24 protein-coding genes and 1 pseudogene are annotated in these 24,927 nt (G+C 38.7%); 2 read left to right on the top strand and 23 right to left on the bottom strand.

The window, feature by feature from the left end; genetic code table 11:
* The first annotated feature begins 99 nt into the window (after positions 1 to 99).
* Entirely contained in the window at positions 100 to 858 is a 759-nt protein-coding gene (locus tag CVT07_RS04580) for a hypothetical protein (protein WP_107936723.1), read from the top strand.
* Here CVT07_RS04580 and CVT07_RS04575 read toward each other — a convergent pair whose 3' ends face one another.
* The 23 genes and pseudogenes from CVT07_RS04575 to CVT07_RS04465 form a co-directional block, all read right to left on the bottom strand.
* The gene (locus CVT07_RS04575) at positions 859 to 2,109 is read right to left on the bottom strand and encodes an RNA polymerase factor sigma-54 (protein ID WP_230855749.1); all 1,251 of its coding nucleotides are present in this window, start codon (positions 2,107 to 2,109) and stop codon (positions 859 to 861) included.
* Positions 2,110 to 2,112: 3 nt separating this feature from the next.
* A complete protein-coding gene (lptB, locus tag CVT07_RS04570) occupies positions 2,113 to 2,841 on the bottom strand; it encodes an LPS export ABC transporter ATP-binding protein (RefSeq protein WP_103614010.1) in 729 nt (242 codons plus the stop codon).
* Complete coding sequence (gene tsaE / locus CVT07_RS04565) at positions 2,834 to 3,232, bottom strand: tRNA (adenosine(37)-N6)-threonylcarbamoyltransferase complex ATPase subunit type 1 TsaE (RefSeq protein ID WP_103572319.1); 399 nt, start codon at positions 3,230 to 3,232, stop codon at positions 2,834 to 2,836. Before tsaE ends, lptB begins: the two co-directional genes overlap by 8 nt.
* On the bottom strand, positions 3,232 to 3,477 hold the full coding sequence (locus CVT07_RS04560; protein ID WP_002940508.1) for an RNA-binding S4 domain-containing protein: 246 nt from the start codon (positions 3,475 to 3,477) through the stop codon (positions 3,232 to 3,234). Before CVT07_RS04560 ends, tsaE begins: the two co-directional genes overlap by 1 nt.
* A 33-nt stretch (positions 3,478 to 3,510) precedes the next feature.
* Positions 3,511 to 4,338 carry an alpha/beta hydrolase gene (locus CVT07_RS04555; protein WP_107936727.1) on the bottom strand — a complete coding sequence of 276 codons (828 nt, stop codon included), beginning with the start codon at positions 4,336 to 4,338 and terminating at the stop codon, positions 3,511 to 3,513.
* Positions 4,332 to 6,428 carry a TonB-dependent receptor domain-containing protein gene (locus CVT07_RS04550; protein WP_107936729.1) on the bottom strand — a complete coding sequence of 699 codons (2,097 nt, stop codon included), beginning with the start codon at positions 6,426 to 6,428 and terminating at the stop codon, positions 4,332 to 4,334. The genes CVT07_RS04555 and CVT07_RS04550 overlap by 7 nt, the downstream gene beginning before the upstream one ends.
* 181 nt (positions 6,429 to 6,609) lie before the next feature.
* A pseudogene (locus tag CVT07_RS10360) lies at positions 6,610 to 7,287 on the bottom strand (methyl-accepting chemotaxis protein); the annotation flags it as partial.
* A 580-nt stretch (positions 7,288 to 7,867) separates the two neighbouring features.
* Positions 7,868 to 8,368 (bottom strand): PAS domain-containing protein, encoded by a 501-nt coding sequence (locus CVT07_RS04540; protein ID WP_021089187.1) that lies wholly within the window; start codon positions 8,366 to 8,368, stop codon positions 7,868 to 7,870.
* A 27-nt stretch (positions 8,369 to 8,395) separates the two neighbouring features.
* Positions 8,396 to 9,631 (bottom strand): type II secretion system F family protein, encoded by a 1,236-nt coding sequence (locus CVT07_RS04535; protein WP_107936733.1) that lies wholly within the window; start codon positions 9,629 to 9,631, stop codon positions 8,396 to 8,398.
* Complete coding sequence (locus tag CVT07_RS04530) at positions 9,628 to 11,379, bottom strand: GspE/PulE family protein (RefSeq protein ID WP_107936735.1); 1,752 nt, start codon at positions 11,377 to 11,379, stop codon at positions 9,628 to 9,630. The genes CVT07_RS04535 and CVT07_RS04530 overlap by 4 nt, the downstream gene beginning before the upstream one ends.
* Positions 11,379 to 11,918, bottom strand: coding sequence for a hypothetical protein (locus tag CVT07_RS04525; protein WP_107936737.1), 540 nt, complete (start codon positions 11,916 to 11,918; stop codon positions 11,379 to 11,381). The genes CVT07_RS04530 and CVT07_RS04525 overlap by 1 nt, the downstream gene beginning before the upstream one ends.
* Positions 11,915 to 12,790, bottom strand: a complete 876-nt coding sequence (locus tag CVT07_RS04520; protein WP_107936739.1) for a CDC27 family protein — start codon at positions 12,788 to 12,790, stop codon at positions 11,915 to 11,917. The genes CVT07_RS04525 and CVT07_RS04520 overlap by 4 nt, the downstream gene beginning before the upstream one ends.
* Entirely contained in the window at positions 12,783 to 13,610 is an 828-nt protein-coding gene (locus tag CVT07_RS04515; RefSeq protein WP_002940497.1) for an ATP-binding protein, read from the bottom strand. The genes CVT07_RS04520 and CVT07_RS04515 overlap by 8 nt, the downstream gene beginning before the upstream one ends.
* Positions 13,603 to 15,129, bottom strand: a complete 1,527-nt coding sequence (gene mshL, locus CVT07_RS04510; RefSeq protein ID WP_103611975.1) for a pilus (MSHA type) biogenesis protein MshL — start codon at positions 15,127 to 15,129, stop codon at positions 13,603 to 13,605. Before mshL ends, CVT07_RS04515 begins: the two co-directional genes overlap by 8 nt.
* The gene (locus tag CVT07_RS04505) at positions 15,107 to 15,517 is read right to left on the bottom strand and encodes a hypothetical protein (RefSeq protein ID WP_107936741.1); all 411 of its coding nucleotides are present in this window, start codon (positions 15,515 to 15,517) and stop codon (positions 15,107 to 15,109) included. Before CVT07_RS04505 ends, mshL begins: the two co-directional genes overlap by 23 nt.
* A complete protein-coding gene (locus CVT07_RS04500; RefSeq protein ID WP_009293841.1) occupies positions 15,517 to 16,164 on the bottom strand; it encodes a hypothetical protein in 648 nt (215 codons plus the stop codon). Before CVT07_RS04500 ends, CVT07_RS04505 begins: the two co-directional genes overlap by 1 nt.
* Entirely contained in the window at positions 16,161 to 17,681 is a 1,521-nt protein-coding gene (locus CVT07_RS04495) for a C4-dicarboxylate ABC transporter (RefSeq protein WP_107936743.1), read from the bottom strand. The genes CVT07_RS04500 and CVT07_RS04495 overlap by 4 nt, the downstream gene beginning before the upstream one ends.
* A 60-nt stretch (positions 17,682 to 17,741) precedes the next feature.
* On the bottom strand, positions 17,742 to 18,611 hold the full coding sequence (era, locus tag CVT07_RS04490; protein ID WP_107936745.1) for a GTPase Era: 870 nt from the start codon (positions 18,609 to 18,611) through the stop codon (positions 17,742 to 17,744).
* The gene (gene hslU / locus CVT07_RS04485) at positions 18,608 to 19,930 is read right to left on the bottom strand and encodes an HslU--HslV peptidase ATPase subunit (protein WP_021089127.1); all 1,323 of its coding nucleotides are present in this window, start codon (positions 19,928 to 19,930) and stop codon (positions 18,608 to 18,610) included. The genes era and hslU overlap by 4 nt, the downstream gene beginning before the upstream one ends.
* 8 nt (positions 19,931 to 19,938) lie before the next feature.
* Positions 19,939 to 20,472: an ATP-dependent protease subunit HslV gene (gene hslV / locus CVT07_RS04480; RefSeq protein ID WP_103567505.1), complete on the bottom strand. Its 534-nt coding sequence runs from the start codon at positions 20,470 to 20,472 to the stop codon at positions 19,939 to 19,941.
* Positions 20,473 to 20,919: a 50S ribosomal protein L9 gene (gene rplI / locus CVT07_RS04475; RefSeq protein ID WP_107936747.1), complete on the bottom strand. Its 447-nt coding sequence runs from the start codon at positions 20,917 to 20,919 to the stop codon at positions 20,473 to 20,475.
* 23 nt (positions 20,920 to 20,942) lie between these two features.
* Positions 20,943 to 22,166, bottom strand: a complete 1,224-nt coding sequence (locus tag CVT07_RS04470; protein WP_021086204.1) for an argininosuccinate synthase — start codon at positions 22,164 to 22,166, stop codon at positions 20,943 to 20,945.
* 182 nt (positions 22,167 to 22,348) lie between these two features.
* A complete protein-coding gene (locus CVT07_RS04465) occupies positions 22,349 to 23,887 on the bottom strand; it encodes an inorganic phosphate transporter (protein ID WP_002940474.1) in 1,539 nt (512 codons plus the stop codon).
* Positions 23,888 to 24,017: 130 nt separating this feature from the next.
* Between CVT07_RS04465 and CVT07_RS04460 the strand changes: the two genes are divergently transcribed.
* Entirely contained in the window at positions 24,018 to 24,920 is a 903-nt protein-coding gene (locus tag CVT07_RS04460; RefSeq protein ID WP_107936749.1) for a disulfide bond formation protein DsbA, read from the top strand.
* The last annotated feature ends 7 nt before the right edge of the window (positions 24,921 to 24,927 follow it).

Raw genomic sequence — 24,927 nt, 5'->3', positions numbered from 1 at the left:
TTTGACTATTTTACTATAAAAAGCTGAAGTTTTCGCTTGCAATTCTTAAAGAGATAAATTTATACTTCTTTTAATAAAATATCTCAAAAAGGAGCAAAAATGAATGGTGAAGTTTTTAACGCTTGCATTATCGTAGCATTCATAAAGCAAGCCTTAAAGTCAAATTCGGAGCTAAACTACAAAAGCGAAAAATTTATAAAAAGCCTAGTTTTTGACTTTATCTTAGGTGATGAGCCAGAAAAAAGAGAGCAAGCTAGCATAAATGAGTGGTTTAAGCACGCCTTAAAGCTTGGGCTAAGCGACGTGAGATATGCCACAAATTTGAGCGTCACATCAGAGGAGCGCTCGCTGCAAGGCTTTTCAAATGTAAGCTACAAGTCTATTCTTTGCATTTATAAAGATAAAATGAGCTATCTCGTGCCTCACTGGAGCTTTGAAGAAGATAAAAAGGGCTGGGATATAGTCTATAAAGAATTTAGTTTAAATGGCACGCCAGAAATTCAAAAATTTAGCGATAACACTTTGGAGTTTAAAGATATCCTAACTAGGACCTCTAAATTTGCTGACGAGATAGAGTGTGAGAATTTTGGTGACTGCTTTAGACGAGGGCTAAAAGCGCTAAATGAGCCAGAAAATATAGAGCAAAATGTCCTAAATGCGCCACTTATGCCAAAGCTAAATTTAGCCCTTTTTACTGCGGCAAGTGCGGCAGATGTCTTTGGTGGCATGGGCTCTTGGAACGACGACGCAGCAGGCTTGGCACAGCATAAAAGACGAGGCAAAGAGTATGATGAGCTTAGCAGTGAGCTATTTACGCAGATGCGAAAAGCCACACTTTTTGCTATAAATGAGTGGTAGCTAACCGTTTATCTGATAGATCTTTTTTCGTTGGCTTGAGCTGCCGATGTTTAGGATTTTGCGGTATTTGGTGATAGTTCGGCGAACGATTTGGATGTTAAATTTAGCTTGGATTAGCTCTTGGATTTTTAGATCAGAAAGTGGCTTTTTGTGATCTTCATTTTTGATAAGCTCTAGCAAAAATTCCTTTATCGCAGCGTTTGAAGTCTCTTCGTCAAAGCCAGTTGCGAAGAAATTTTTAAGCGCTACCGTGCCTCGTGGGGAGCTTAGATATTTGTTCGCGATCGCTCTTGAGATGGTTGAAGGGTTGCGTCCAAGCTCGTCAGCTAGGTCTTTTAGCTTCATAGGCTTTATGTCACCACCCAAAAAGTAGTCATACTGATACTCAACTATCATGAGCCCTATCTTATAAAGTGTCGCCTTTCTCATCTCAAGGGCGTCTATGAGCTCGCTTGCCTCTTTTATGCGCGAGCTTACAAAGGCCTCTTTCTCGTCTAGCCCCTCAGTGTCGATAGAAATTTCAGGATAATAGTCGTCATTTATCTGCACGCTTATGCCACTACTTGTGCTTAGCACGAAGATGTCAGGCACCGCCTCTTTTTCATCTTCAAGATACTCAATGGCTGGGGGATTTTTAAATTTCTTTATGATCTTTAGCGCGTCGTCATAGAATTTAAGCTTTCTAAGCTTCTCTATATTTTCAAAATTTAAGATGATCTTTTTCGCGCACTCTATGATCTCTTCGCTAGCCTCTGCCTCGCTTAGCTGAAACAAAAAGCTCTCTTTAACATCCTTTGCGCCCACGCCACAGGGCTCAAGGTAGGCAAATCTCGCCCTAACTCGCTCCACCTCGCTCTCGCAAAAATCAGCAAAAATTTCATCATCATAAGAAAAATATCCCTCATCGTCTAAACACTCAATGATCTTATATGCGATATCTTGGGACTTTTGCGTGGGAAAAAGTGGTGGATTTATCTGGCTAACGAGCTTTTCATAGAGGCTTTCTTTATATATGCTTAAAGCCTCGATACTCTCGCTAACAGAATTTCTACTAACCTGCTCGAAAAAATTTCGCCTTTTTTCGCTTTTTTCTAAATTTTTATGTTCGATCGTGGCAAATGGGTTCTCTTTTATAAAAGGCTCAAGCGTCTCTTTTAGCTCATCAAGCCCGCTTTGAAGGATAGGAAGCCAGCTTCTTAGCGTTTGGTTTAGTTTGATCTTTGGCGCTAAAGTTTGCTTTTGCCTTAGCATCATCTACTCAAGTAGCTTAAATTCTTCGCCAAGATAGTGCGTTCTAACGAGCTTGTTGTTTGCCACTTCGCTCGCACTGCCGCTTGCTAGCAGCGAGCCATCTTTGATGACGTAGGCTCTGTCGCAAATGGCTAGCGTCTCACGGACGTTGTGGTCAGTTATTAAAACGCCGATACCTAGCTTTTTAAGGTCCCTAACGATGCTTTGGATGTCGCTAACTGCGATAGGATCAACGCCTGCAAATGGCTCATCAAGCAGCAAAAATTTTGGCTTTATGATGAGGCTTCTAGCGATCTCACAGCGTCTGCGCTCGCCACCACTTAGACTGACGCCCTTTCTTAGGCGGATAGGCTCGATATTTAGCATATTTAGCATCTCATTTACTCTTTTAGAGATATCTTCTTTGCTTTGATTTAAATTTTCAGCCCCAAGGAGCAAATTTTCTTCTACGCTTAGCTCTTTAAATATGCTTGACTCTTGCGGCAAATAGCCAATACCAAGGTGCGCTCTTTTGTGAAGTGGGACGTTTGTGATCTTTTCGTCGTTTAAAAAGACATCTCCGCTAGTTGGCGAGATGAGCCCACAGATCATATAAAAAGTGGTCGTCTTTCCAGCGCCATTTGGCCCAAGAAGCCCCACGACTTCGCCGCTATTTACCTCTAAAGATATACCTTTTATGATCTCACTTTTTTTAATCGTCTTTTTTAGATCTTTTACTTCTAGTTTATGCACTTATAACCTCGTATTTTCTGCCATTTTTGCTAGGAGAAATTTTTACTAATGTATAGCTCTCGCCGTTTTTCTTTAGAGCTTTTTCTAAATTTTCATCGCCCCACTCTACTAGATGAAGCCCCTCTTCAAACAAATTTTCAAAAAGGCCGTTTTTTGCCATCCCGTCAAATCCGATCTGGTAAATGTCGTAGTGGTAGATATCTTTACCATAAATTTGCATCAAAGAAAACGTAGGCGACGTCACGCTCTCATCTATGCCATGAGCCTTGATGATCGCCTTTACAAGTGTCGTTTTGCCACTTGCTAGATCGCCGCTTAGTAGCACCACGCCACTTTTTGGCAGCACTCTCACAAGCCGATCAAGCTCATTTTCTAAAAGCTCAAAAACCATCAAAGCTCTTTTACATATTCGCTTTGAGCGCTTTTTGGTATGCTTTTTGTAGTCGGGATCGCTAGCACCTCGTATCTCGCCTCACGAGCTAGAAATTTGATAGTGATAACGTCGCCTATCTTAACATCTTTTGCTGCTTTTGCCTGCACGCCGTTGATGCTCACAACGCCGCTTTTGCACATATCTTCGCTAACGGCACGCCTTTTGGTGATATTTACTACATTTAAAAATTTATCTACTCTCATGCGGCGGATTTTAACAAAAATAGCCTTAAATTTTTAATCCTTCAGATATTTTAAAATCTCTTTTAAATTTAGAGGTATGACGCTGCCATGGGTTTCATTTTTAAAAAGCTCAAAGTGAGAATTTACGCCACTTTGCTTTAAAATTTGGGCCAAATCGCTCGCCTTTAAAATGCCAGCTTTGTCTGTTTTGCCCTTTCTCTTTTCAAGCTCTCCAACGCTAAGAAAGACAAATTTAGCTCTTATTTTCTCTTTAAATTTACCCTCACTTATGTTTTGCTTTAAAATTTCAGACTCACCCCACCAAAGAGATGGCGAAGCGATAAAGAAATTTGAAAATACGCCATCATTTTTAAGCAAAGCATAGAGCGTAAAAAGCCCGCCAAAAGAGTGTCCATAAAGGCTCTTTTGGCTGCTTTGCACGTTAAATTTCTCATCGATTAGCGGCACTAAATTTCTAGTTAAAAAGTGGTAAAACGCATCTGCGCCACCACCTTTGCTAAACTCCTCACCCTCTGCCTTTGGAGTGAGATCTCTTGTGCGTTTTTCTATCTCGTAGCTTTTGTCCGTGTCATATCCTATGCCTATTATTAGCGGGGCAGTCGTGGCGTCAAATTCATTTAAGAGCATGTTAAACTGGGCGTTTGCGTCAAGCAAGAAAAGCACGTTTTTAAACTCATTTTGCCCCTTTAGCTTGGCTGTGAAAATTTTATAAATTTCATCATTTGCGCTCATTTTAAATGTTGAAATTTCAAATTTACTAGCAGCTTTTTGGCTAAGTGGCTCAGGCGTTTGGCTAGGTCCTGCGTGCAAAATTTGCGTCACACCAAGCGTAAAAAGCAAAAATTTAAAGGCTCTTACCATTTTGCAGCGACCTTAAACCAAAATCTCCTGCCCTCTTGCGGATAAAAGTAGTATGTATCGCCCACAAGCGCCTCATCGTATCTTACTTTATCAAAGATGTTGTAGGCATTTAGGCTAAGCGTTAGGTGCTTGTTTGCGTCCCAGCTGACGCCTGTATCGAAGGTGAGTAGGTCTTTTGTGTTCTCTCTTACACTATTACCAGCACCAAAATTTACGCTTGTTAGCTTGCTCTCGTAGTTTGCACCAAAAAATGTCTTGACGCTTTTTACAGGCTTATATGTAAGCGTGGCGTGAAATGTGTGCTCTGGCGTTGCTGTTAGGCTTTTGCCATCAAGTCTGTTAAGCCCAGTTTGGCTAAATTTCATAGGGCCATTTGGCGTATTTATCGTTGGATTGCCAGTTTTGATCTTTGATTTGTTATAGGTGTAGTTTGAGCTGAAATTTAGATTTGAAAGGATGTCATAGTCGCCACTTAGCTCTACGCCCCAAACGGTCGCACCTTCTATGTTAAAGTAGGTTCCCCAACCAGGGCAAGTAACATCTGGTGCATTTGTGCAAGTGCCAAAGGCTGGAATTCCATTTACTCTTTTACTGCCATCAGTGTCTAGGATCTTATCTTTAAATTCATTTCTAAAAAGCGTTACCGAGCCTCTAAAATCAGCCTGATTGTCATAATACGCCCCAACTTCATAAGTCGTGCTCTTTTCTGGCTTTAGGTCCTTGTTGCCAAAATCAACTATACTCCAAGCCTTTTGAATAGTGCCTACTTCAGGAGAAATTTGATTGACATTAGGTGTTTTATAGCCAGTCGCTACGCCGCCTTTTAAGCTTAGCGTATCTGTGGCGTTATAGACTAGATAGGCTCTTGGCGAGAGGTGGTTGCCAAAAAATTCGTTGTGTGTGAGCCTTGAGCCAAGCGTTAAAAAGAGCTTCTCATCTAAAATTTGCCACTCATCTTCGATAAATCCCGCATGCTCGCTCATCGAGTAGGTCTTTGGATCTTTTAAGCCGTTTCTTGAAGCGTTTGAGACGATGAAGGTTGTGCCTACATTTTGCTTGCTAAAGTCATAGCCAAAAGTTAGAGTGTGTGCGCCAAAAAACGTTGTAAATTTTGAGTTAAAGTTGTGATTTTTAGCTTTTGCTGGTATAAATTTGTCAAAAAGGCTCGTTCTTTGGGTCTCATCATAAATGTAGCTAAGATCGGCATTTAGGCTATCAAATTCGCCAAGATAGCCCACGCCATAGCTCTTTTTCTCATAGTCATAGGCGTTTAGAAGTCTGTTTGTTCTAGTAGTGGCTGACTTTCCAACAGTTCTTGAGTAATCATGCCTTTCATTTGAGCCAAGGATAAAAAATTTATTGTGCTCATCTGGTGTGATCCAAAGTTTTGCGCTTAAATTTCTCTTATCGCTCTTTTGATAGCCACCTTTGTAATTATCCTCATCTCTTAGCTTTTTGTATCCCCAAAGCTGAAGCGCAAAAAGCTCTTTGTAAAGTGGCAAATTTAGATAAAAATCCACTTGCCTGCCATCGCCTATGCCTTTGTGAGTGTTGATAAGTGTTGAGAGGCCGACGTTGCCACTAAATTTTGAAAAGTCTTTTTTGGTGATGATGTTGATGACGCCGCCGACTGCATCACTGCCATAAAGCGAGCTCATCGGCCCACGGATGACCTCTATACGCTCGATCGCCTCGGCTGGTGGGATGAAATTTGAGTTCATATCCCCTGCTCCGCCCTTTGGATTTGCGCTGCTAGAATTTACCCTTTTGCCATCTATCAAAACTAGCGTTTGAGAGCTTTCCATGCCGCGTATCGAGATGCCACTAGCTGGACCATCCTCGCCGCCAACGACATTTACGCCTGGTACCTTTTGCGCGATTGAATGAAGTGAGGTAAAGCTATCTTTTGTTAGCTCATCACCACTTATCACGCTGATGCTTGCAGGGGCTTCTTTGATCTGCTGCGAAAAGCCACTCGCACTTACTACGACGCCATCTAGCTTAGTTTCGTTGTTCTCTTTCTCTACTGCATAGAGAGAATTTGCCACACAAGCGCTAAGGCAAATGGCGATAAATTTTGATCTATTCACAGATATCCTTTTGTTAAATTTAATCTTTGATAATGAAAGCGAAACGCAAATTTAACAAAGCAAGCATAAAAACAATATTAATTATCATAATTTTAAATGATAATTTAGAAAAATTTATGAAAATAAAATTTAAATCAATCTAAAAGAAGCTAGACCCAAAGCGGGTCTAGCAAATTTGAAGTTATTTTGAAGCGACCATTTCGTTGTATGAGTTAAATATCTCTCTACTAAGATCTTCGAGCTTTCTAAACTCAGTGACAAAATGTTTTAAATTTTTCTCGTTATAGCCCTTGCCAGCTTCTGTCAAGATGGCTTTGATGTTTTTGTTAAACTCATCTACCAAATGGCGTGATTTCTCATAAGTTTTAGTGTGGCTAAAGCTCTTTGCACACTCATTTTCATACCACGCTACAAGATCGTCTGCGTCTTTTGCTATATCATCGCTGTAACCTTGCTCATTTACAGTGTCTGAATAAACGCCCACTTTATAGACGATGATAGCTATCTTTGCGATGATGCCAAAGGTCTTGTCTTCTACATATTTTGATCTTTGGGCTGTCTCTTTTGCATTTTGGTTAAAGCTAGCTAAAGTTTGTTTGAAATTTTCAACATTTGCTGTGGCGATCTTTGAAATTTCATCTATCTTTTTAGAGTTTTCATCTATATCTTTGGCTTCTTGCTGAAGTGTTTGGATATTTACGCCGATCTCATGTGTCGCTTTTTGAGTGTTCTCAGCTAGCTTTCTAACCTCATCAGCGACAACTGCAAAGCCGCGTCCATGCTCACCTGCTCGTGCTGCCTCGATGGCTGCGTTTAGAGCTAGTAAATTTGTCTGCTCAGCTATATCTTTTATCAAATTTACAACCGAAGTGATGTCATCTGTTCTGCTATTTAGCGTGCTTATAGCGTGGCTTGAGCCCTCTATCAGCTCTTCAAGCGAGCTCATATTTACGCTTAGCTCATTGATGCTTTGCGTCGTATCCTCAGCGATCCTAGCCGTATCTTGTGCCATGTGCGCCATTTGGCTTAGGTTTTTGATGCTCTCATTTAGATCGTTTCTAACATCTTCTATACCGTCGTTGCCATTGCCAAGTGCGTCAAGCTCTTTTGAAAGCAGACCTCTTACTTTACTTTTGTGACTATCTTTTATACCAGTTACGCCGTTGCTCATAGAGATGGCATTTTGTTTAAATATACCGCGAAATCCCTCTGTAAAGATATTTCTATATGTTAGTCCACTTTGAGCAGCGTCTATCGAGGTTGAAATTTCTCTTTGAAGTGCCTCAACTTGATCAAGCAAGTCATTTATACCAAGCGCTACTTCATAAAGAGGGTCATTTTCTTTTACATTTACTATCCTAGGCTCTAAGATACCGTTTCTAGCTGAGCCTACTACGCTTAAAATTTCATTTATAGAGTCAAGTTTTTTTCCAAACATCTTATAGCCTTTGAAGGTTATTTACAAATTCATCATAACTTAGATTTTTTTCTTTTAAAAATTCAGTTAAAAATTTCATCGAAGCATCCATGCCACCGCTCTTTTCTACCGATAACAACTTTTGATATATAGGCTCTATTATCTCAATCGCCTTTGGATTTGGCTTGCGTCTAACTGAGTAGTAGCCAACTGGGTTGTTTTGCACATCAAGCGAAGTTGTGATATTTGCAAAGACCCAGTAGTATCCGCCATCAAAGCTTTTGTTTTTAACATAAGCGAAAATTTCTTCTTTATTTTTTATACGCTCCCAAAGTAGCTTGAAAACAGCTCTTGGCATATCTGGGTGTCTTATGATGTTGTGAGGCTTACCCAAGACTTCAGCTTGTTTAGCTCCAACTATCTTTAAAAATGGCTCGTTACAATATGTAATACGTCCTTTTAAATCGGTCTTTGAGACCAAAAAGGCGCTCTCTTCGACCATGTGTTCTTTGTTTTCAGACATCTTCTCTCCTTTAAGATTTTAATTATTTTAGTTTTTAACGGCTTTTGATAGATCCCACATCGGCAAAAATATACCAAGAGCCAGTAAAAGCACCATGCCTGCTATAAAAACAAGCAAGATAGGCTCTATATAGTTTGAGATGTTATCAATAATATCGTTAAATTTCATCCTGTAATAGTCAGTTACTTTTCCGGTCATATCGTCTAAGCTACCGCTTTGCTCGCCAGCGCTTATCATCTGTATGAGCATATTTTCATATAAATTTGTATCTCTAAAAGCCTCTGTTAGGCTAACGCCCCTACCAACAAGTATCTTAACGCCGCTTAGCTTTTTTTTGATATCCTTGTTTGAAACCGTTATCACAGCCGTATCAAGGGCATCTGCTATAGGCAAACCAGCTCGAACAAGCTCTGTAAAGATGAGGTTAAATCTACTCATATTCGAATAAAATATGATCTTGCCGATGAGATAGACTTTCAAAAGGTATTTATCGACCTTATCTTGAAATTCTTCACTCTCAAGGTAGTATTTTCTAAGCAAATATCCGATAAACGCAAGTGCTCCAAGGATATAAAAGCCGTAGTTTGTCATGACATATTCGATATTTAGCAAAATTTTAGTTGGCAGTGGCAGCTCTGCATTTAACTGCTCGAAAATTTCTCTAAACTGCGGCACAACAAGTATCATAAGGATGACAAAGGCTATGATGATCGCACAAATGACTGTTATCGGATAGCGGATAGCTTTTTTAAATTTTTGCTGATTGTCCCAGACCTCTTGCAAGATAGAGGCGAGCTTTACAAGCGCGTCAGCCATATTACCAGTGCTTTCCCCTAGTCTTATCATCGCTAGCGTCACGTCGCCTAGCTCTTCTTTAAAATTTTCTATGCTATTTGTGAGGCTTGAGCCTTGATTTAGCTCCTCATCTATAGTTTGAAATATAAATTTAAGGCGCTTATCCTCGGTGGAGTTTGCAACCTCTTTAATGCTATCGTGGATAGAAATTCCAGCATTTGTCATAACGCTAAGCTGCCTTATGGTGGCTACTAAATTTGGGATTTTCACCTTTGGATTAGTAAAAGCCTTTGCGATCACGTTTTGTAAATTTTCAAAGTTATTTATGCTAGAAGTTTGCGTCTCTTTGATCTTTACGATCATGCCAGTGACATTTGCTTTGTCTTTGATCTCGCTTTTATTGTTCGCTCTTAGGCTCATCTTGTGGCGTTTGCCGTTTTGGATGTATTCAACCTCAAAGTATTTCATATCTTAGCAACCCTATAAACTTCTTCAAGCGTGGTTATGCCATTTGCTGCTCTTATGACACCATCATGAAACATATCTATAAAGCCCTCTTCGTAAGCTACGCTTTTAAGCTCATCTTTAGAAGCACCATTTGCGACCATGCTTGCTATATGGTCACTAATAGGTAAAATTTCACTTATCATCTCACGTCCTAGATACCCAGTTTGTGAGCATTGCGGGCAGCCGACGCTTTTATAAAACTGGTAGTTTTCAGGGACAAATTTCTTAACCTCGTCAAATGCCTTTTGAGATAGAGTGATCTTTTGTTTGCAGTGTGGGCAGAGCTTTCTAACAAGCCTTTGAGCCTCTATGCAAACGAGCGCGCCACTTACTAGATAAGGCTCGATGCCCATATCTATCATACGAGGAAGCGCGCTTATGGCATCATTTGTGTGAAGCGTAGAAAAGACAAGGTGACCAGTAAGTGCCGCTTGTATCGCTATGCGAAGCGTCTCTTGATCTCTGATCTCACCTATCATTATGACATCTGGATCTTGCCTCAAGATAGAGCGAAGAGCTGAGACAAAGGTAAGTCCAGCCTTTTCATTTACATGCACTTGTTGGATCATATTTAGCTGGTATTCAACCGGATCTTCAACTGTGATGATCTTAGTTTTTACGCTTTTTATATCATTTAGCGCGCCGTAAAGTGTCGTAGTCTTACCTGAGCCTGTTGGACCAGTAACAAGGATGATGCCATAAGGTGCTTTCATGCTCTTTTTAAATTTAGAAAAGTTGTCTGGGTGCATGCCAAGATCTTCTAAATTTATAATGACCTTTGACTTATCAAGAATTCTTAAAACTATACTTTCGCCATTTAATATAGGTAGCGTCGAGATACGAAAATCATACTCTTTGTCTAAAATTTGAGCTGAAAATCTACCATCTTGTGGGCGGCGGCGCTCTGCGATATCCATATTTGAAAGTAGCTTCATACGGCTAACCATCGGCGGATAGATATCTTTATCAAATATAAATGTCTCACTTAGCATGCCATCGATCCTGCTTCTTACGATGCAGTTTGTCTCGGTTGGCTCGATATGGATGTCGCTGGCTCTGCTTTGGATAGATGTTTTTAAGATGATCTCGATTAGCTTTAAAATTCCAGAGTTTTCAGTGTTTTGACCTTGACTGGCCGAGCTTGAAAGCTCTCTTCTGATCTCTGTTATCACATCTTTTATGCTCTCATTAAGTGCTAGCTTGCTTATATATTTTTCTATCTGAGTTGGCTGAGCGATGGCAACTTTTAGTAGTTTTCTATTAAATAAATTTTGCACCTTATCTTGAGCAATAACGTCAAACGGATTTTTAAAAGCGACATATACGCTTATCTCGTCTTCTTTTACTGGGATCGCGCTATATGTTTTTAGCTGAGCGGTGCTTAGCTTCTCACTGATGCGGTAGTCGATGTCGATATCATCAAGGTCAAAGTATAAAACCTTAAATTTCTCGCTTATAAATTTAACAAAAGCCTTTATATCAAGCTCAAGATCGTTTGAAATTTCATCTATATTTACATGCCCTCTTCTGTAAATATCGGACAAAATTTCCATAAAATCTTCATCGTTTATTAAATTTTCATCTCTTAAAATTTTAACAAGACCCTTACCTTCTTGCTCGCTTATCTGCTTTATCTTTTCTATATCTGATGTGCTTAGTTTGCCATTTTGTTCTATATTTTTTAAGATTACATTTTCTACATTTTTCATTATCTATACTCTATTTGTGATTTCAGGTCGTTATTTTTAAAAATTTTAAGCACTAGCTTTGGTATTTGCCCATTTGTTGGGCTTATCTCATATCTTGTGTCAGAATTTGGCTCTTCAAATATAAATGTGCCAAGCTCTTCGACATACTCTTTTTTTACAAATTTATCAAACAAAAATGAAAGTATATAATCACTCTTTGGAAGCCTGATATAGCTTATATCAACGCCATCTATCATAGCGTGAAATAAGAGCTTTTTCTTAAATAAGATATCAGCAAAATAGGCAGCATTTTCTCTTGATTTTTCGCTCTTTACTAGCTTATCGATCGGAGTTGCTAGCCTGTTTAGATCGTTCATCTTTATGCAAGCGATGCCAAACATAGAAATTTGCTCTTCGTTATTTTGTGTTTTTAAAAAGTCCTCAACCTTTTGGTTGCAGACTTTTGCATAGTTTGCGCTGTTAAAGTCATCTCTTATCTCAGTCAGACTAACAGCAAAAACTTCACAAACAAAAAGCAAAAAAATAGCAAAAAATTTCATAATGTTCCACTTTTTATCTTATTTATAAGCTCATTTATCGAAGCTTTGTTTAAGTTTTTATTATACTCCCTTAGAGCTTTGACGGCATCATCGCTTTGTTTTAGCTTATATTTTGACTTTGCAAAGATGATCCACGACTCCTCTAAGCTATTATCTATATCGTTCGCGGCAAGCGACCACTTTATAGCTTCTTTGAAATTATTATTTCTAAAATTTAATCTAGCAAGCTCGAGCGCGATAGTTGGATTGTTTGTCTTTAAAAACTGCTCCCTTAGCACGCTCTCTTCATTTGATGCTGAAGTTACTTGTATATTTACACGCTTTCTAGCTGGTTTTGCCTCAAGATCTATCACTTCATCTTGTGGCACGCTCATGCCGTTTATGCCATTTTGTTCGGTAAGTGGCTCTTCATCAGGGATATTTAGCTTAAGCCAACCTTGTGAGCTTCTTTGCCTTTTTGGGTCATTTTTTGAAGTATCGTTTGTTTCGTTTATCTTTACGACCTCTTCGAGCTTTTTAGCTATCTTGTCAGCCAGCTCATCTTGCTTCTTACCCTCTTCAAATTTAGCCTTAGCAACCTCGCTCTTTTGCTTTAGCTCGCTAAGCATGCTTGCATTTGTTTCGTTTTTTTCTACCATTTTTACTGCGGTTGCATTTTTAGCTAAAAATTTATCGCTTTTACTAGCAAGACTTGGGGTTTTTTCTATGCTTAGCGCTATCAATGCAGCCAGCAAAATGATGATAAGTAAAAGCTCGATGATTAAAATTTTAGAGTTTTTGGCATTAAAAATTTTATGCAAAAAGCCACCATTTTTTTTCTTGTAGCTCTCATAAAGCTTTTCTAGTCTTTGAATTTCTTGTGGTTCAAGCATCGATTAGCCCCGCATCAAGTGCAGCCATGGTGAGTATCATGGTATTTGCCTTATCGCCGCTAAGCTTTGAAGGCTGATACTGCTCGTAGTATTCGCAAATTTCATAGAATTTATACATGATCTTGTTTAGCGTTCTTAAATTTCCACCGCAAAATGAGTAGGCGCACTCGTAGTCTTTTTTCTCAAATTTAAGGTATTTATCATAGTTTTTTTGACTAAGCTTTCTTTGCAAGTAGATGATGATCTCATTTACATCAGCACTACTTAGCTCGATGCTCTCCCAAATTCTAGTCTGAAAATAATCTTTCGCCAAAATATCTTCGTTTTCGGTTTTGTGTATCGTAAAGAGAAATTTAAACATCCTAGTATCGGCCATAAGCCTTATCTTCTCGATAAGCTCAGTCGGATAGAGCTGTGCTTCATCTAGGATAACCGTCATTTGATTTTTTAAAATTTCATCTTTACTGCTAAAGTCTTTTGAATAAAATTTTATAAAGCTCTCAAAGTTGTTTATATCTTCAAGCTTTTTTCCATAAATTTGCTCACAAAGTGCCTCGATAAATGTCGCCTCACTAAAAAATGGATGTGGAAAAAAGATGAGGCTTTTATCTTCTTTTAGATCATTTGCGATCTTGTTTAGCAAAAAGGTCTTGCCGCTACCTGGCTTGCCATAAAATAAGATAAGCTTTAGTGGCTTTTTTAAAGCTAAAACTATCTTGTTGTAGCAGCTTATAGAGTTGTCTAAATTTACGAAATTTAAACTCTCGTCTTCATCTATAAAAACATCTTTTATATGTGTATAAATATTTTCGTTACTCATAGATCGATTTAGAAAATCCTAGATCTTTTAGCGACTGCTGAACTGGTTTTGGATCTTCAAGATCAACAACTCTTGGCGTGATGACAAAGATAAGCTCAGTAGTTCTTACGCCATCTCTTGTGCTTTTAAAGACGCTTCCTATCAAAGGTATGTCGGCTAGAAGTGGCACAGCTGTGTTTTGCTTATCTTTGGTCTGTCCGATAAGTCCGCCAAGTATGATCGTATCGCCACTATTTACCTGAACGACGGTTGAGAGTTTTTTCTGAACTGTATCAGGGGCGATCTCTCTAATGGCTGTATTTTGTGATCTTGTGTCATCTTCTGCATACTTAAAGCTGCTTAAGCTTGGGTTGATGCGAAGCATGATCTTGTTGTTATCTGAAACTTCTGGAAGCAAATTTAACAAGATACCGATAAATACAGAGTATTGTTTATAAGTTGTTGTAAGCCTGTTGTTATTGTTATTGTTGCTACCATTATCTGTCTCTTCCATCACGCGGTAGTTTATATTATCACCCACAGAGATTAGCGCTTGTTGGTTGTTTAGAGTGGTTACTTTTGGACTTGAAACGACCTTTGTTTTACCATTTGTTTCAAGGAAATTTATCATACCATCAAGGCTAAAGTTTAAATTTGCAGCGATGTTTAGTGTGCGTCCAAAGCCATCGCTTAGGCTGTTGCCCTTATTTGTCCAGCTTGCACTTGAGCCGGTGCTAGAGCCTTGGTTGCCTATATATGAGTTAAATCCAAGCTCAAATTTACTCCAATCAACACCTTGTTTATACTCATTATTTAGATCAACTGCGATGATAGAAACGTCGATGATGACTTGCTTTTTAAGTCTTCTTTGCATCTCGGCTATATATTTTTCAACGCGTTTTAGCTGTGACGGAGTGGCTGTAACCGTGATAAGTCCAGCATTTTGGTTTATGATAGGATCTGGCGCTGTGATGTGCTCGCTGCTATTGTTTAAGATAGCTTTTAGCTCAGCATCAAGCTTCTCCCAGAAGTCAAATTTCTCTGTTGTTCTTATCAAGTTGTTTTCATTTTTTATGTCATTTGAGCTAGTGTCACTGCTTGAGCTATTGCCAACCTCTGATGGAGAGGCATCAACCGAAGCTTTTGTGATAGCTGTGCCCTCACGGATAGAGGTGATATAGTCTATTTTAAAAATTTTTGTTTGAAGCGATGAGATTTTTAAGACATTATTTGAAAACTCATAGCTTAAATTTTTCTCATTTAAAAGTAGATCAAAGACCTCGCTTAGACTCATGTTTCTTATATTTACGCCAAAGACTTTATCGTCAAGCTCTTTTTTACTATAAGCATCTTTTGCAACAATACTAAAATCACACATTTCAGAGAGCTGATTTAAAACATCGCCAAGACTTATATCGTCTGTGATCTTCATACTAAAATTTTTACTCAAGCATGTGCTTGGTTTTGCCATTATAGGGGTAGCTAAAAATGAAGCCAACGCCGCAGTTATAATAAATTTACTTAATTTTGATACCAACATTTTTACTTCCATTTTTAAGAGTTAGTTCTTGTTTTTCACCATCTTTTACGATGATAACCTTGTTATTTTGAACACTTGTGATATTGTAATCATCAATCATATCTCCCACTTTATACCACTTGCCATTTATATTTGCTTTATTTAGCAAAATAGCCTTTAGCATAAACCCCCTTGCAGAAGAGTATTTTGTAGTGTTTTGATCGCCTTTTGGAGCAACTGGCAAATTTAGCTTAAAAGGATCTTGCAAGCTAGAAATTTCACCGTTATTAAGCCCCTTTCTTTGCTCCTTTATCTTAACAAAAACTTCATCATAGTTTTTCATCTCGCCTTCAAACTCATTACCAAATAGGCCAAGAGCTAAAATTAAAAATAAACCAAATTTTTTCATCAGTACTTCATACCCCACACAGAGATAGAGAGCTTAGCTCCTAGATCTTTTTGAGTGGAATTTATATCCATCTTGTGAAGATCTACTACGAGTTTTGACTCTTCAAGTCCGTTTATATAGCTAAGCATATCTTTAAAATTTCCAAGGCAAGTGACATCTATATTTAAAATTTGCTCTATCTTTTGGAAATTTGGCTCTTTTATATCACTTTTAAGCTCTAAAATTTTTATATTATTTTGTTTTGCCAAAAGCACGATACTATCTATATAGTTTGCCCAGTTTTGATTGTCAAAAAGCAAAAATGAAAGCTCTTTTAGCTTTGAATCAAAATAGGTATTAAATTTCAAAATATTTGTGTAACGAAGTTTTAGATTGCTTAAATTTCTATTTTCTTCGTTTATCTTGAAATTTCTATCGCCATCAGGGGAGCTCACTGAGGCTAGATAATTTCTAGTGTTTTCTAGCTTTGTAGAAATTCTCGTATGTTTATCAAGCTTTTCATCAAAGAAATTTTGTGCAGGATCAAAGCATAGCATATAGACAAGGTAAGCTATGATAAGCGCTGAGCCAAGAAAAATGAGGTTTGTTTCGTTTGGCTTTTTGCTATCAAAGTATTGATCCATTTTGCTTAAAATATCTTGTCTCATTGTCTAATCTCTATGCTTATATTACTTTCATACTCGTGTTTAGCGTCATCGGAGCGAATTTTTTTAGTATTTACCAAGTATTTTTCATCTTTGCTGATATCTTTGATCAACTGGGTTATCCTTTTTTCATTATCGCTAACTGCAGTTATAGTCAAATTTCTATCGTTATTTACGATGTTTGTGATATGAACTGCGTTTAGATTTAAAATATCGGTAATTTTAAAAAGATTTAAACCCTTCATAGCGTAATTATCTTTTTTATTTTCGATCTCAGCAAGCAGACCTTTTCTAAAATTTAGCTTTTCATTCTCTTTTTGAGTCTGCTCTTTTACCGCCTCTTGTTCTCTTGAAATTTTAGCTAGCGTCTCTTTTATCTGCATCTCTTGTGCGTTTAAGACGCTATATTCGTCATTTAGTCTTGCGCTGTCTTTTTCTAAAACAAGACCAGCTATGTAGTTGTAAGCTGGATATAACATACTTAGCGCAAATGCCGTAGCGCAAGTGAGCAAGAATTTGCCACTTTTTCTTTTGACAAATGGATCTGGACGGAGCATATTTGAGAGGTTAAAATTCTCATAAAATGGCTCTTTGGTATAAAATCTACCAAATAAAGCCATAACGTTATAACGCTCGTTGATAGTGTAGTTTTTGTTATTTATCGCAACTTTTATGTTTATATATTCGGCATCCAAGCCAAGTTTGGTTGAGATAAAATTTGCAAAATTTTTGATCTCATAGTCACAATCTATGTAAATTTTCTTTATGGCTATGCCATTTTGGCTATTTATAATGTTTAAAATATCGTTAAAGTAAAATATATAATCTTCAAAAACTGTGTTTAGATCGTAGTTAAAGCCATCATCGTCTTTATTTACGAGTCCTCTTTGAGACAAAACTTCGAGAAATTTATCATCGCTTAGGCGATCGCCGCTTTGCTCTAAGAATTTATCTTTAAGATAGTTTAGGTTATAGCGAATTTCTCTTGCAGTAAAAAAATCACCATCTAAATATATGCTTAAAAATGATTCATCTTTTCTAAGCGCGATAAAGCAGTCTGCTTGTGTGCTAGGTAGCAAGCCTTTTTTATAAATAGCAGAGTAGATCAAAGGCTCAGGCGCAAGATAGTCGATATATGGGACCTTTTTTGCAACTGCTTTAAAGGTCGAATTTATATCTTCATTTGTGATAGCAAAAACAGTAAAAATTCTCTCTTGAGCTTTTGTAGTACCTTCTGAGAAAAATATCTTATTATCAAGCGCTGGATCAAGTGAGAGCTCTGCATAGGTCTTTGAATAAAGCTCCTCATAGAGGGTGTCGCTATCAACGCTTCTAGGGATAAAAATAGTTGTTGTTTTTAGGTCTTTAAATTTTATATATGAGATGAAAAAGTCGCGTTTATTGACTGTTTTTGAAAAGTTAAAAGCTTCTACATTGCTGTTATGATAACGAAATCCTTTATAGTCATACGGATCTAGTGCAACTATAGAAATTTCACTATTTTTTTTAATATTCATCATGAATCAAAAAACCTTCCTAAACGCTTATATTGGGTATTTTAATATCTTTAAAATAAAAAATCAATAGCCAATTATCTGATTTAGGCTCTTTTCTTCTTTACTCCAGCCTTTTTTAACGACTACATCGAGCTTTAGAAAGACCTTTGTGTTGGTTAAATTTTGTATTAACTTTCTTGCAAAAATTCCAATTCTTTTAATAGTTTCACCATTTTTCCCGATGATCATGCTTTTGTGGATGTCACGCTCCGTGATGATACTAGCATAAATTTCAGTTATGCCAGTTTTTTCTTTCACGCTTTTTATGATCGCATCGCTAAGATATGGGATCTCATCGCTTAAATTTTCATAGATCGCTTCAAGTATAAATTCTCTAAAAATTTCCTTCTCATTTGTCGGCGTGAGAAATTCTGGATCATAAAAGTACTCATGCTCTGGCAAAAGCTTGCAAATTTCATCAAGAAGCGGCTTTTTATAGGTAGGCTGCTTGGTGCTAAAGGTGAGCAAAGCTGCAAATTTATCTTGAAATTTCTGATACTGAGTGATCTTTTCAAGCACTTTAGTATTTGAGCTCTCATCGACTTTTGTTAGCACTAAGATGTGTGGTTTTTCAGGATTTAGAGCTAGAAATTTCTCATAGTCGCTTGTACTATCATGAATAGGCGCTAAAAATACTATGAGATCACAGTCTCCCATCGATTTTATAGCTTGGTTTATTAGTAGTTGATTTATCGCCTTATTGCTCTCGTGAAGCCCTGGCGTGTCGGTAAAGATGATCTGATCTTCACCGTTCATTACTATGCCATTTATCTTTCTACGAGTTGCGTTTTGCTTGTGCGAGACAATGGCGATCTTTTCATTCAACAATGCATTTAAAAACGAGCTTTTGCCAGCATTTGTGCGTCCTATGATGCTAACAAAGCCCGATTTCAAAGTATATACCTCGCTAGATCTTGATCCTCAACCACGTCTTTTAGGCGCTCTTTTACAAGCTCTTTTGTCACATTTATCTTCTCGCCGCTCTTTTCGCTAGCCTCAAAGCTGATATCTTCTATCACGCGCTCGATCACCGTGTGAAGGCGTCTAGCACCGATATCTTCCATCTTTTCATTTGCTGCGTGAGCGATCCTTGCTATCTCTTTTATCGCTTCATCGTCAAATTCTAGCTCGACATTTTCAGTTGAAAGAAGTGCGATATATTGTTTTAAAAGCGAATTTTTTGGCTGAGTTAAAATTTGATAAAGCGCGTCCTCATCAAGACTATCAAGCTCGACCCTTAGTGGGAAACGGCCTTGAAGCTCTGGGATGAGATCGCTTGGCTTGCTTATATGAAAGGCTCCAGCTGCGATAAATAAAATATGGTCTGTCTTTAAATTTCCAAATTTAGTATTTACATTCGAGCCCTCAACGATAGGTAGCAAGTCTCTTTGCACGCCTTCTTTGCTAGGATCTTGCCTGTTTGAGCTACCTGAGCCAACGGCTACTTTATCGATCTCGTCTATAAAGATGATGCCCTCGTTTTCAGCCCTTCTTAAAGCCTCTGTTTTTACGCTCTCAAGGTCTAAAATTTTATCATTTGCTTCGCTTTGAAGGGCTTTTTTGGCGTCTTTTACCTTCATCTCTTTTTTGATGTTTTTGCCGCCGATGCCAATTATCTTGATAAAGCTCTCTTGCATCTGTGCCATGTCAGGTGGCACGTTTGAGCCAGCTTCAAGCGGATTTTGCTGCACCTCTATCTCAATGCTTAACTCGTCAAGCTCGCCATTTCTTAGCCTATTTAGCATTTTTTCATAGCTCTTTGCGTACTCTGCTTGCTTCTCTTCGCTCGCACCTTTTGGAAGTGGCGGAAGTAGCTTTGAGACGATCTTTTCTTCGATGTAGGCGTTGATTTTATCTTGATTTTTCTCGCTTTGCTCGTTTTTTACGAGATTATATGACGCCATAGCAAGGTCTCTTACCATGCTCTCAACGTCACGACCAACAAAGCCAACCTCAGTATATTTGCTAGCCTCGACCTTTATAAATGGCAATCCCATCATCTTTGAAAGACGCCTTGCGATCTCGGTTTTACCAACGCCAGTTGAGCCGATCATCAAGATATTTTTTGGCATGATGTCATCTTGCAAGCTCTTTTCAAGCTTCATACGGCGGTAGCGGTTGCGAAGTGCGATCGCTATGATCTTTTTGGCGTCCTTTTGACCGATCACATAGTCATCTAAAAATTTAACAATTTCTCTTGGTGTTAAGTTCATTTTCTCTCTTATTCTAAAACATAAGTTTTGATGTTTGTATTTGTATAGATGCAAATTTCGCCGGCTATCTTGAGACTCTCTTTGACTAACTCCTCTTCGTCGATATCAGCAAATTTATCTAAGGCACGGGCCGCTGAAAGGGCGAAATTTCCGCCACTTCCGATAGCTGCTATCTTGCCATCTTCTGGCTCAACAACATCTCCAGTGCCACTAAGTAAGAAAATTTTATCCCTATCAAGCACAAGCATCATCGCCTCAAGCTTTCTTAGATACTTGTCTTTGCGCCACTCTTTGCTAAATTCTATCACCGCCTTTAGCAAGTCTCCCTTTGTATGCTCTAAATTTTTCTCAAACATGTCAAAGAGATTAAACGCGTCAGCAGTGCTGCCAGCAAAGCCAGCTAGGACTTTGCCGTTGTGAATTTTGCGAATTTTTACGGCGTTGCCCTTTAAGACGGTGTTGCCAAAACTCACCTGTCCATCACCGCCGATGACCGCTTTATTTTTGCCTTTGTAGGCTAAGATGGTTGTCGCATGAAACATCTACTCTCCTTGCACATCAACCTTTAAGGTCGCATTTATCGAGTGTCCAAGCTTTATAGAAACATCATAAAGACCAACTGCTTTTAAGTGAGTGTCCATGTCGATCGCTCTTTTCTCGACTACTAAATGGTGAGTTTTTTCAAGCTCTGCTGCGATCTCCTCTTTTGAAACTGAACCAAAAAGCGAGCCATTTGCACCAAGAGTTTTCTTGACGACGACTGTCACTTTTGCAAGCTCTTCTTTTAGTTTTTCTAAATTTGCGATTTCATATTTTAGCTCTTCAGCCTTTCTTTTTTGAGCTGCTTCGTATTGACGAAGGACATCTGGAGTGGCTGCTTTTGCAAAGCCTTTGCCGATTAAGAAGTTGTTGCCATAGCCGTCTTTTACCTCTTTTATCTCGCCAGCTTTGCCAAGCGCCTTTACATCTTTTATTAGTAGTACTTTCATTTTTATCCTTTTAAATTTTATTTTTAGTCAAATTTTCGCCCATTTTTGCGTGCGATGATGAAACGAAGCGCATTTAGCTTGATAAATCCAGCTGCATCTTTTTGATCATAAACGCTATCTTCTTCAAATGTACAGTATGCCTCGCTAAATAGGTTATCATTTTTGCTACTTCTGCCAAGGATAGTCACGTTGCCTTTATAAAGCTCAACTTTTACAGAGCCATTTACGTGTTCTTGACTCTTGTCGATGAGAGCTTGGAGCATATTTCGCTCAGGTGACCACCAGTAACCGTTGTAGATTAACTCTGCATATTTTGGCATGATCTCATCTTTTAAGTGAGCTGCACCGCGGTCAAGCGTGATGCTCTCGATCGCTCTGTGAGCTTTTAGCATTATCGTGCCGCCAGGAGTTTCGTAGCAGCCGCGGCTCTTCATACCAACTGAGCGGTTTTCTACGATGTCAAGTCTGCCGATACCGTGTTTTGCGCCAAGGCGGTTTAGCTCGGTTAAAATTTCAGCTGGGCTCATCTTTTTGCCGTTTATGCTCACTGGATCGCCTTTTTCATAGCCTATCTCAATGATCTCGCTCTTATCTGGAGCATCTTTTGGACTTACTGTCCATCTCCACATATCATCTTCTGGTGCGTGGCTTGGGTCTTCAAGCACTAGACCCTCATAGCTTATGTGAAGTAAATTTGCATCCATTGAATATGGGCTCTTACCTGGTTTTTTGGTGATATCTATACCGTTTTTCTCAGCGTATGCCAAAAGTTTTTCGCGGCTGTTTAGATCCCACTCGCGCCATGGAGCGATGATAGTTAGGTTGTCGCCAAGTGCGTAGTAGCCAAGCTCAAAGCGAACTTGGTCGTTGCCTTTACCTGTTGCTCCGTGGCTCACACCATCAGCACCAACAAGTCTTGCGATCTCGCTTTGGCGTTTTGCTATTAGTGGACGCGCGATTGATGTGCCAAGCAGATACTCGCCCTCATAGACTGCGTTTGCTCTAAACATTGGAAATACATAGTCACGTACAAATTCTTCTCTTAAGTCTTCTATAAAAATATTTTCAGGTTTTACGCCAAGTGCTAGGGCTTTTTTGCGTGCAGGCTCTAGCTCTTCGCCTTGTCCGATATCAGCTGTAAATGTGACTACTTCGCATTTGTATTCGTCTTGGAGCCACTTTAAAATAATACTTGTGTCAAGTCCGCCTGAGTATGCTAAAACAACTTTTTTTACATCTTTTTTCATAGCTGTCCTTTTGTTGAAATGGTCGTATTTTAGCCTAAATTGATTAATCTTTAATAAATTAATCTATTAAATAATGTAAGTAAAATTTTATTTTTCTGATAGTTTTTTATCCGTAGAAATTAGAAATTTTAGTTTAAATGAAATTTGCTTGCAAATTTTAAATTTACAAGCAAAGTGTTTTTCTAAACGCCTAGAAATTTAGCAAGGGCGAAATAAAATATAGCCGATGAGATAGCAGCTGCAGGCAGTGTGATGAGCCAAGCTAGGATGATAGGTCTTACCATTTTCCAGTTTGCATTTTTATTTACGATGCCAATGCCCAAAACTGCGCCTATTAGGATATGCGTCGAGCTAACTGGTATGCCAAGCTTTGTAGCTAGAAGTATGACGATACTTGAGGCAAGCTCCGCACTAAAGCCAGTCGTAGGTAAAATTTCAGCTAGTTTTGAGCCAATAGTAGTGATCACCTCTTTGCCTAAAAACCAAAGTCCAACGACAAGCGAGATGCCAAAGGTTACCATTGCGATGCTTGGTATAGGTGAGCTTTCGTTTATAGAGCCAGTTTTTAGCACGTCAAGCACAGCTGCAAATGGTCCAACGGCATTTGCGATGTCGTTTGCGCCATGTGAAAATGCAAAAGATGAAGCGGTAAAAATTTGAAACCATGAGAAAATTCTATTGATACTCTTTTCGCTATCGTTTTTGCTCATGACGTTTATGATAGCAAGGCTTGCAAGATACGCTAGAGCACCGATAACAAAGATGATCCAGACTGTTTGGATGATGCTAAAGGCTAAATTTATGTGTTCAAGCCCTTTAAAAAGCATCATCGATGAGATGACCATTGCAGCAAATCCAGCGATGATCGGGATGTGCTTTTTCATTGCTTTAAAGGTATCTATCTCTTTTTCACTATCTTTCATGATGCGAATTTTTGAGCGGTACTCGCTGTATTCAGTGGTTTCGATCTCGTCCTCATCGATAACTGCGATTTTTGAAAGAGTGGCTATCTGCTCCTCAGCTGGCTTTGTTTTAAGCGCTTTTATGAAGCTTTCTTTATAGGCTTTTCTCTCAGCTTTTAGCGCTTTTAAATTTGTCTTTAGCTCGTGTGTTGGCTCGATTATTTTGCTTTTTACATAGCCAAATATAATGTAAGACATCACGCCGCCAAGCAGTGGCGAGATGACCCAGCTAACGGCGATCCTGCCGATCTCGCCCCAAGAGACCATATTAAATGGCTCAGGGTCTTTTATCATAAATCCCATAGCAAGTCCTGCGCCAACGATGCCACCAACTATCGAGTGAGTGGTCGAGACTGGCAGACCTTTTTTGGACGCGTAAAATAGCCAAAGACCTGAGCTTAGAAGGGCTGAGATCATAATGATGACAAATTTCATCGGGTTTAGATCGCTTGGAAATTTCACGATCTCGTTTCTAATAGTATTTGTAACCTCAGATCCTGCAAATATCGCGCCGCTAAGCTCAAAAATGGCGGCGATTACAAGAGCTTGTTTTAGTGTGAGTGTTTTTGCGCCGACGCTTGTGCCAAAGCTGTTTGCAACATCATTTCCACCGATATTAAACGCCATAAAAAGACCAAACATACCAGCGATCAAGAATAAAAAGTAGTTATTTGCCGGGATGTATTGATAGCCCCAAACGAAAAATCCAACGCTGCAAATCGCAAAAATAACTAACGCCAAGAAGTTATCTCGAAGCAATCAAGCCCCCTTGTAAGAGTTTTTGGCAAAATTATATCTTGAAAATTATTAAAGTTTTTAGAATTTTCTCACTTTAAATGATACTAAATTATCATATGTTAGAATTTGGCAAAAATATTAAGGATAAATTTTGGTTATAGCGATCGATCTTGGCTCAAACACCTTTCGCGTGGCACTTATAAAAAAAGAGCAAAATGACTTTACTAATGAGCAAATTTATGAAAAGATAGTTGGAGCTGCAAGGGGCTTAAACGAAAGTGGCAAGATAGGCTTTGAGGCTAAAAATAGGCTTTTTGAAGCGATAGCGGAGGCTAAAAGCAAATTTGACTTTACTAAATTTAAGTGCGTGGCAGTCGCAACTGAGGCTTTTAGAGTGGCATCAAATAGCGAAGAAATTTTTAGCGAGATAAGAGAGAAATTTGGCATAAATTTTCATATCATTGACGGACAAGCTGAAGCAAAACTTACATTTTTAGGCGTGCAAAATGCCTTAAGAAAGCTTGGCATAAATGATAAATTTAGCATCATCGACATCGGCGGTGCAAGCTCAGAGATAGGCGAAGATGGAAAATTTATAAGCTTTAAATTTGGCATCATCACCTTTTACGAGAGGTTTAAGACGCTTGATCTGATACGAGAAAATGCAAAAATTTATACAAAAGAGGCAAGGGAATTTTTAACAAGTCTTGACAACAGACTTATCGTACTAACTTCTGGAGTGCCGACCACTATCACAACACTAAAGCTTGGGCTAAACTACGAGAGCTACGATCCAAAAAAAGTGAGTGGATATGAGCTTAAAAATGATGATCTTGCTTGGTTTGTAAATGAGCTTTTAAAGATGGATGACAAAAGCGCTGACGTGGCGGTTGGAAGAAGTAGAAAGTATCCGCTCATCGCTGGGACACTGCTTTTAGAGGAGCTACTAAACGGGCAAGAAGCGAAATTTATAGTAATAGACGATGGGCTTAGAGAGGGCGTTGGGGCGGCTTATTTAAAAGGCATATTTCAAGAAATTATCACAAAATTTTAGTTATTAT

Origin of the sequence: Campylobacter concisus (assembly GCF_003048875.2) — a bacterium.
GTDB classification, from domain to species: Bacteria; Campylobacterota; Campylobacteria; order Campylobacterales; family Campylobacteraceae; genus Campylobacter_A; species Campylobacter_A concisus_AU.
The sequence above is the reverse complement of the archived record's forward strand: the minus strand, read 5'-3'. Positions and strand labels throughout refer to the sequence as shown.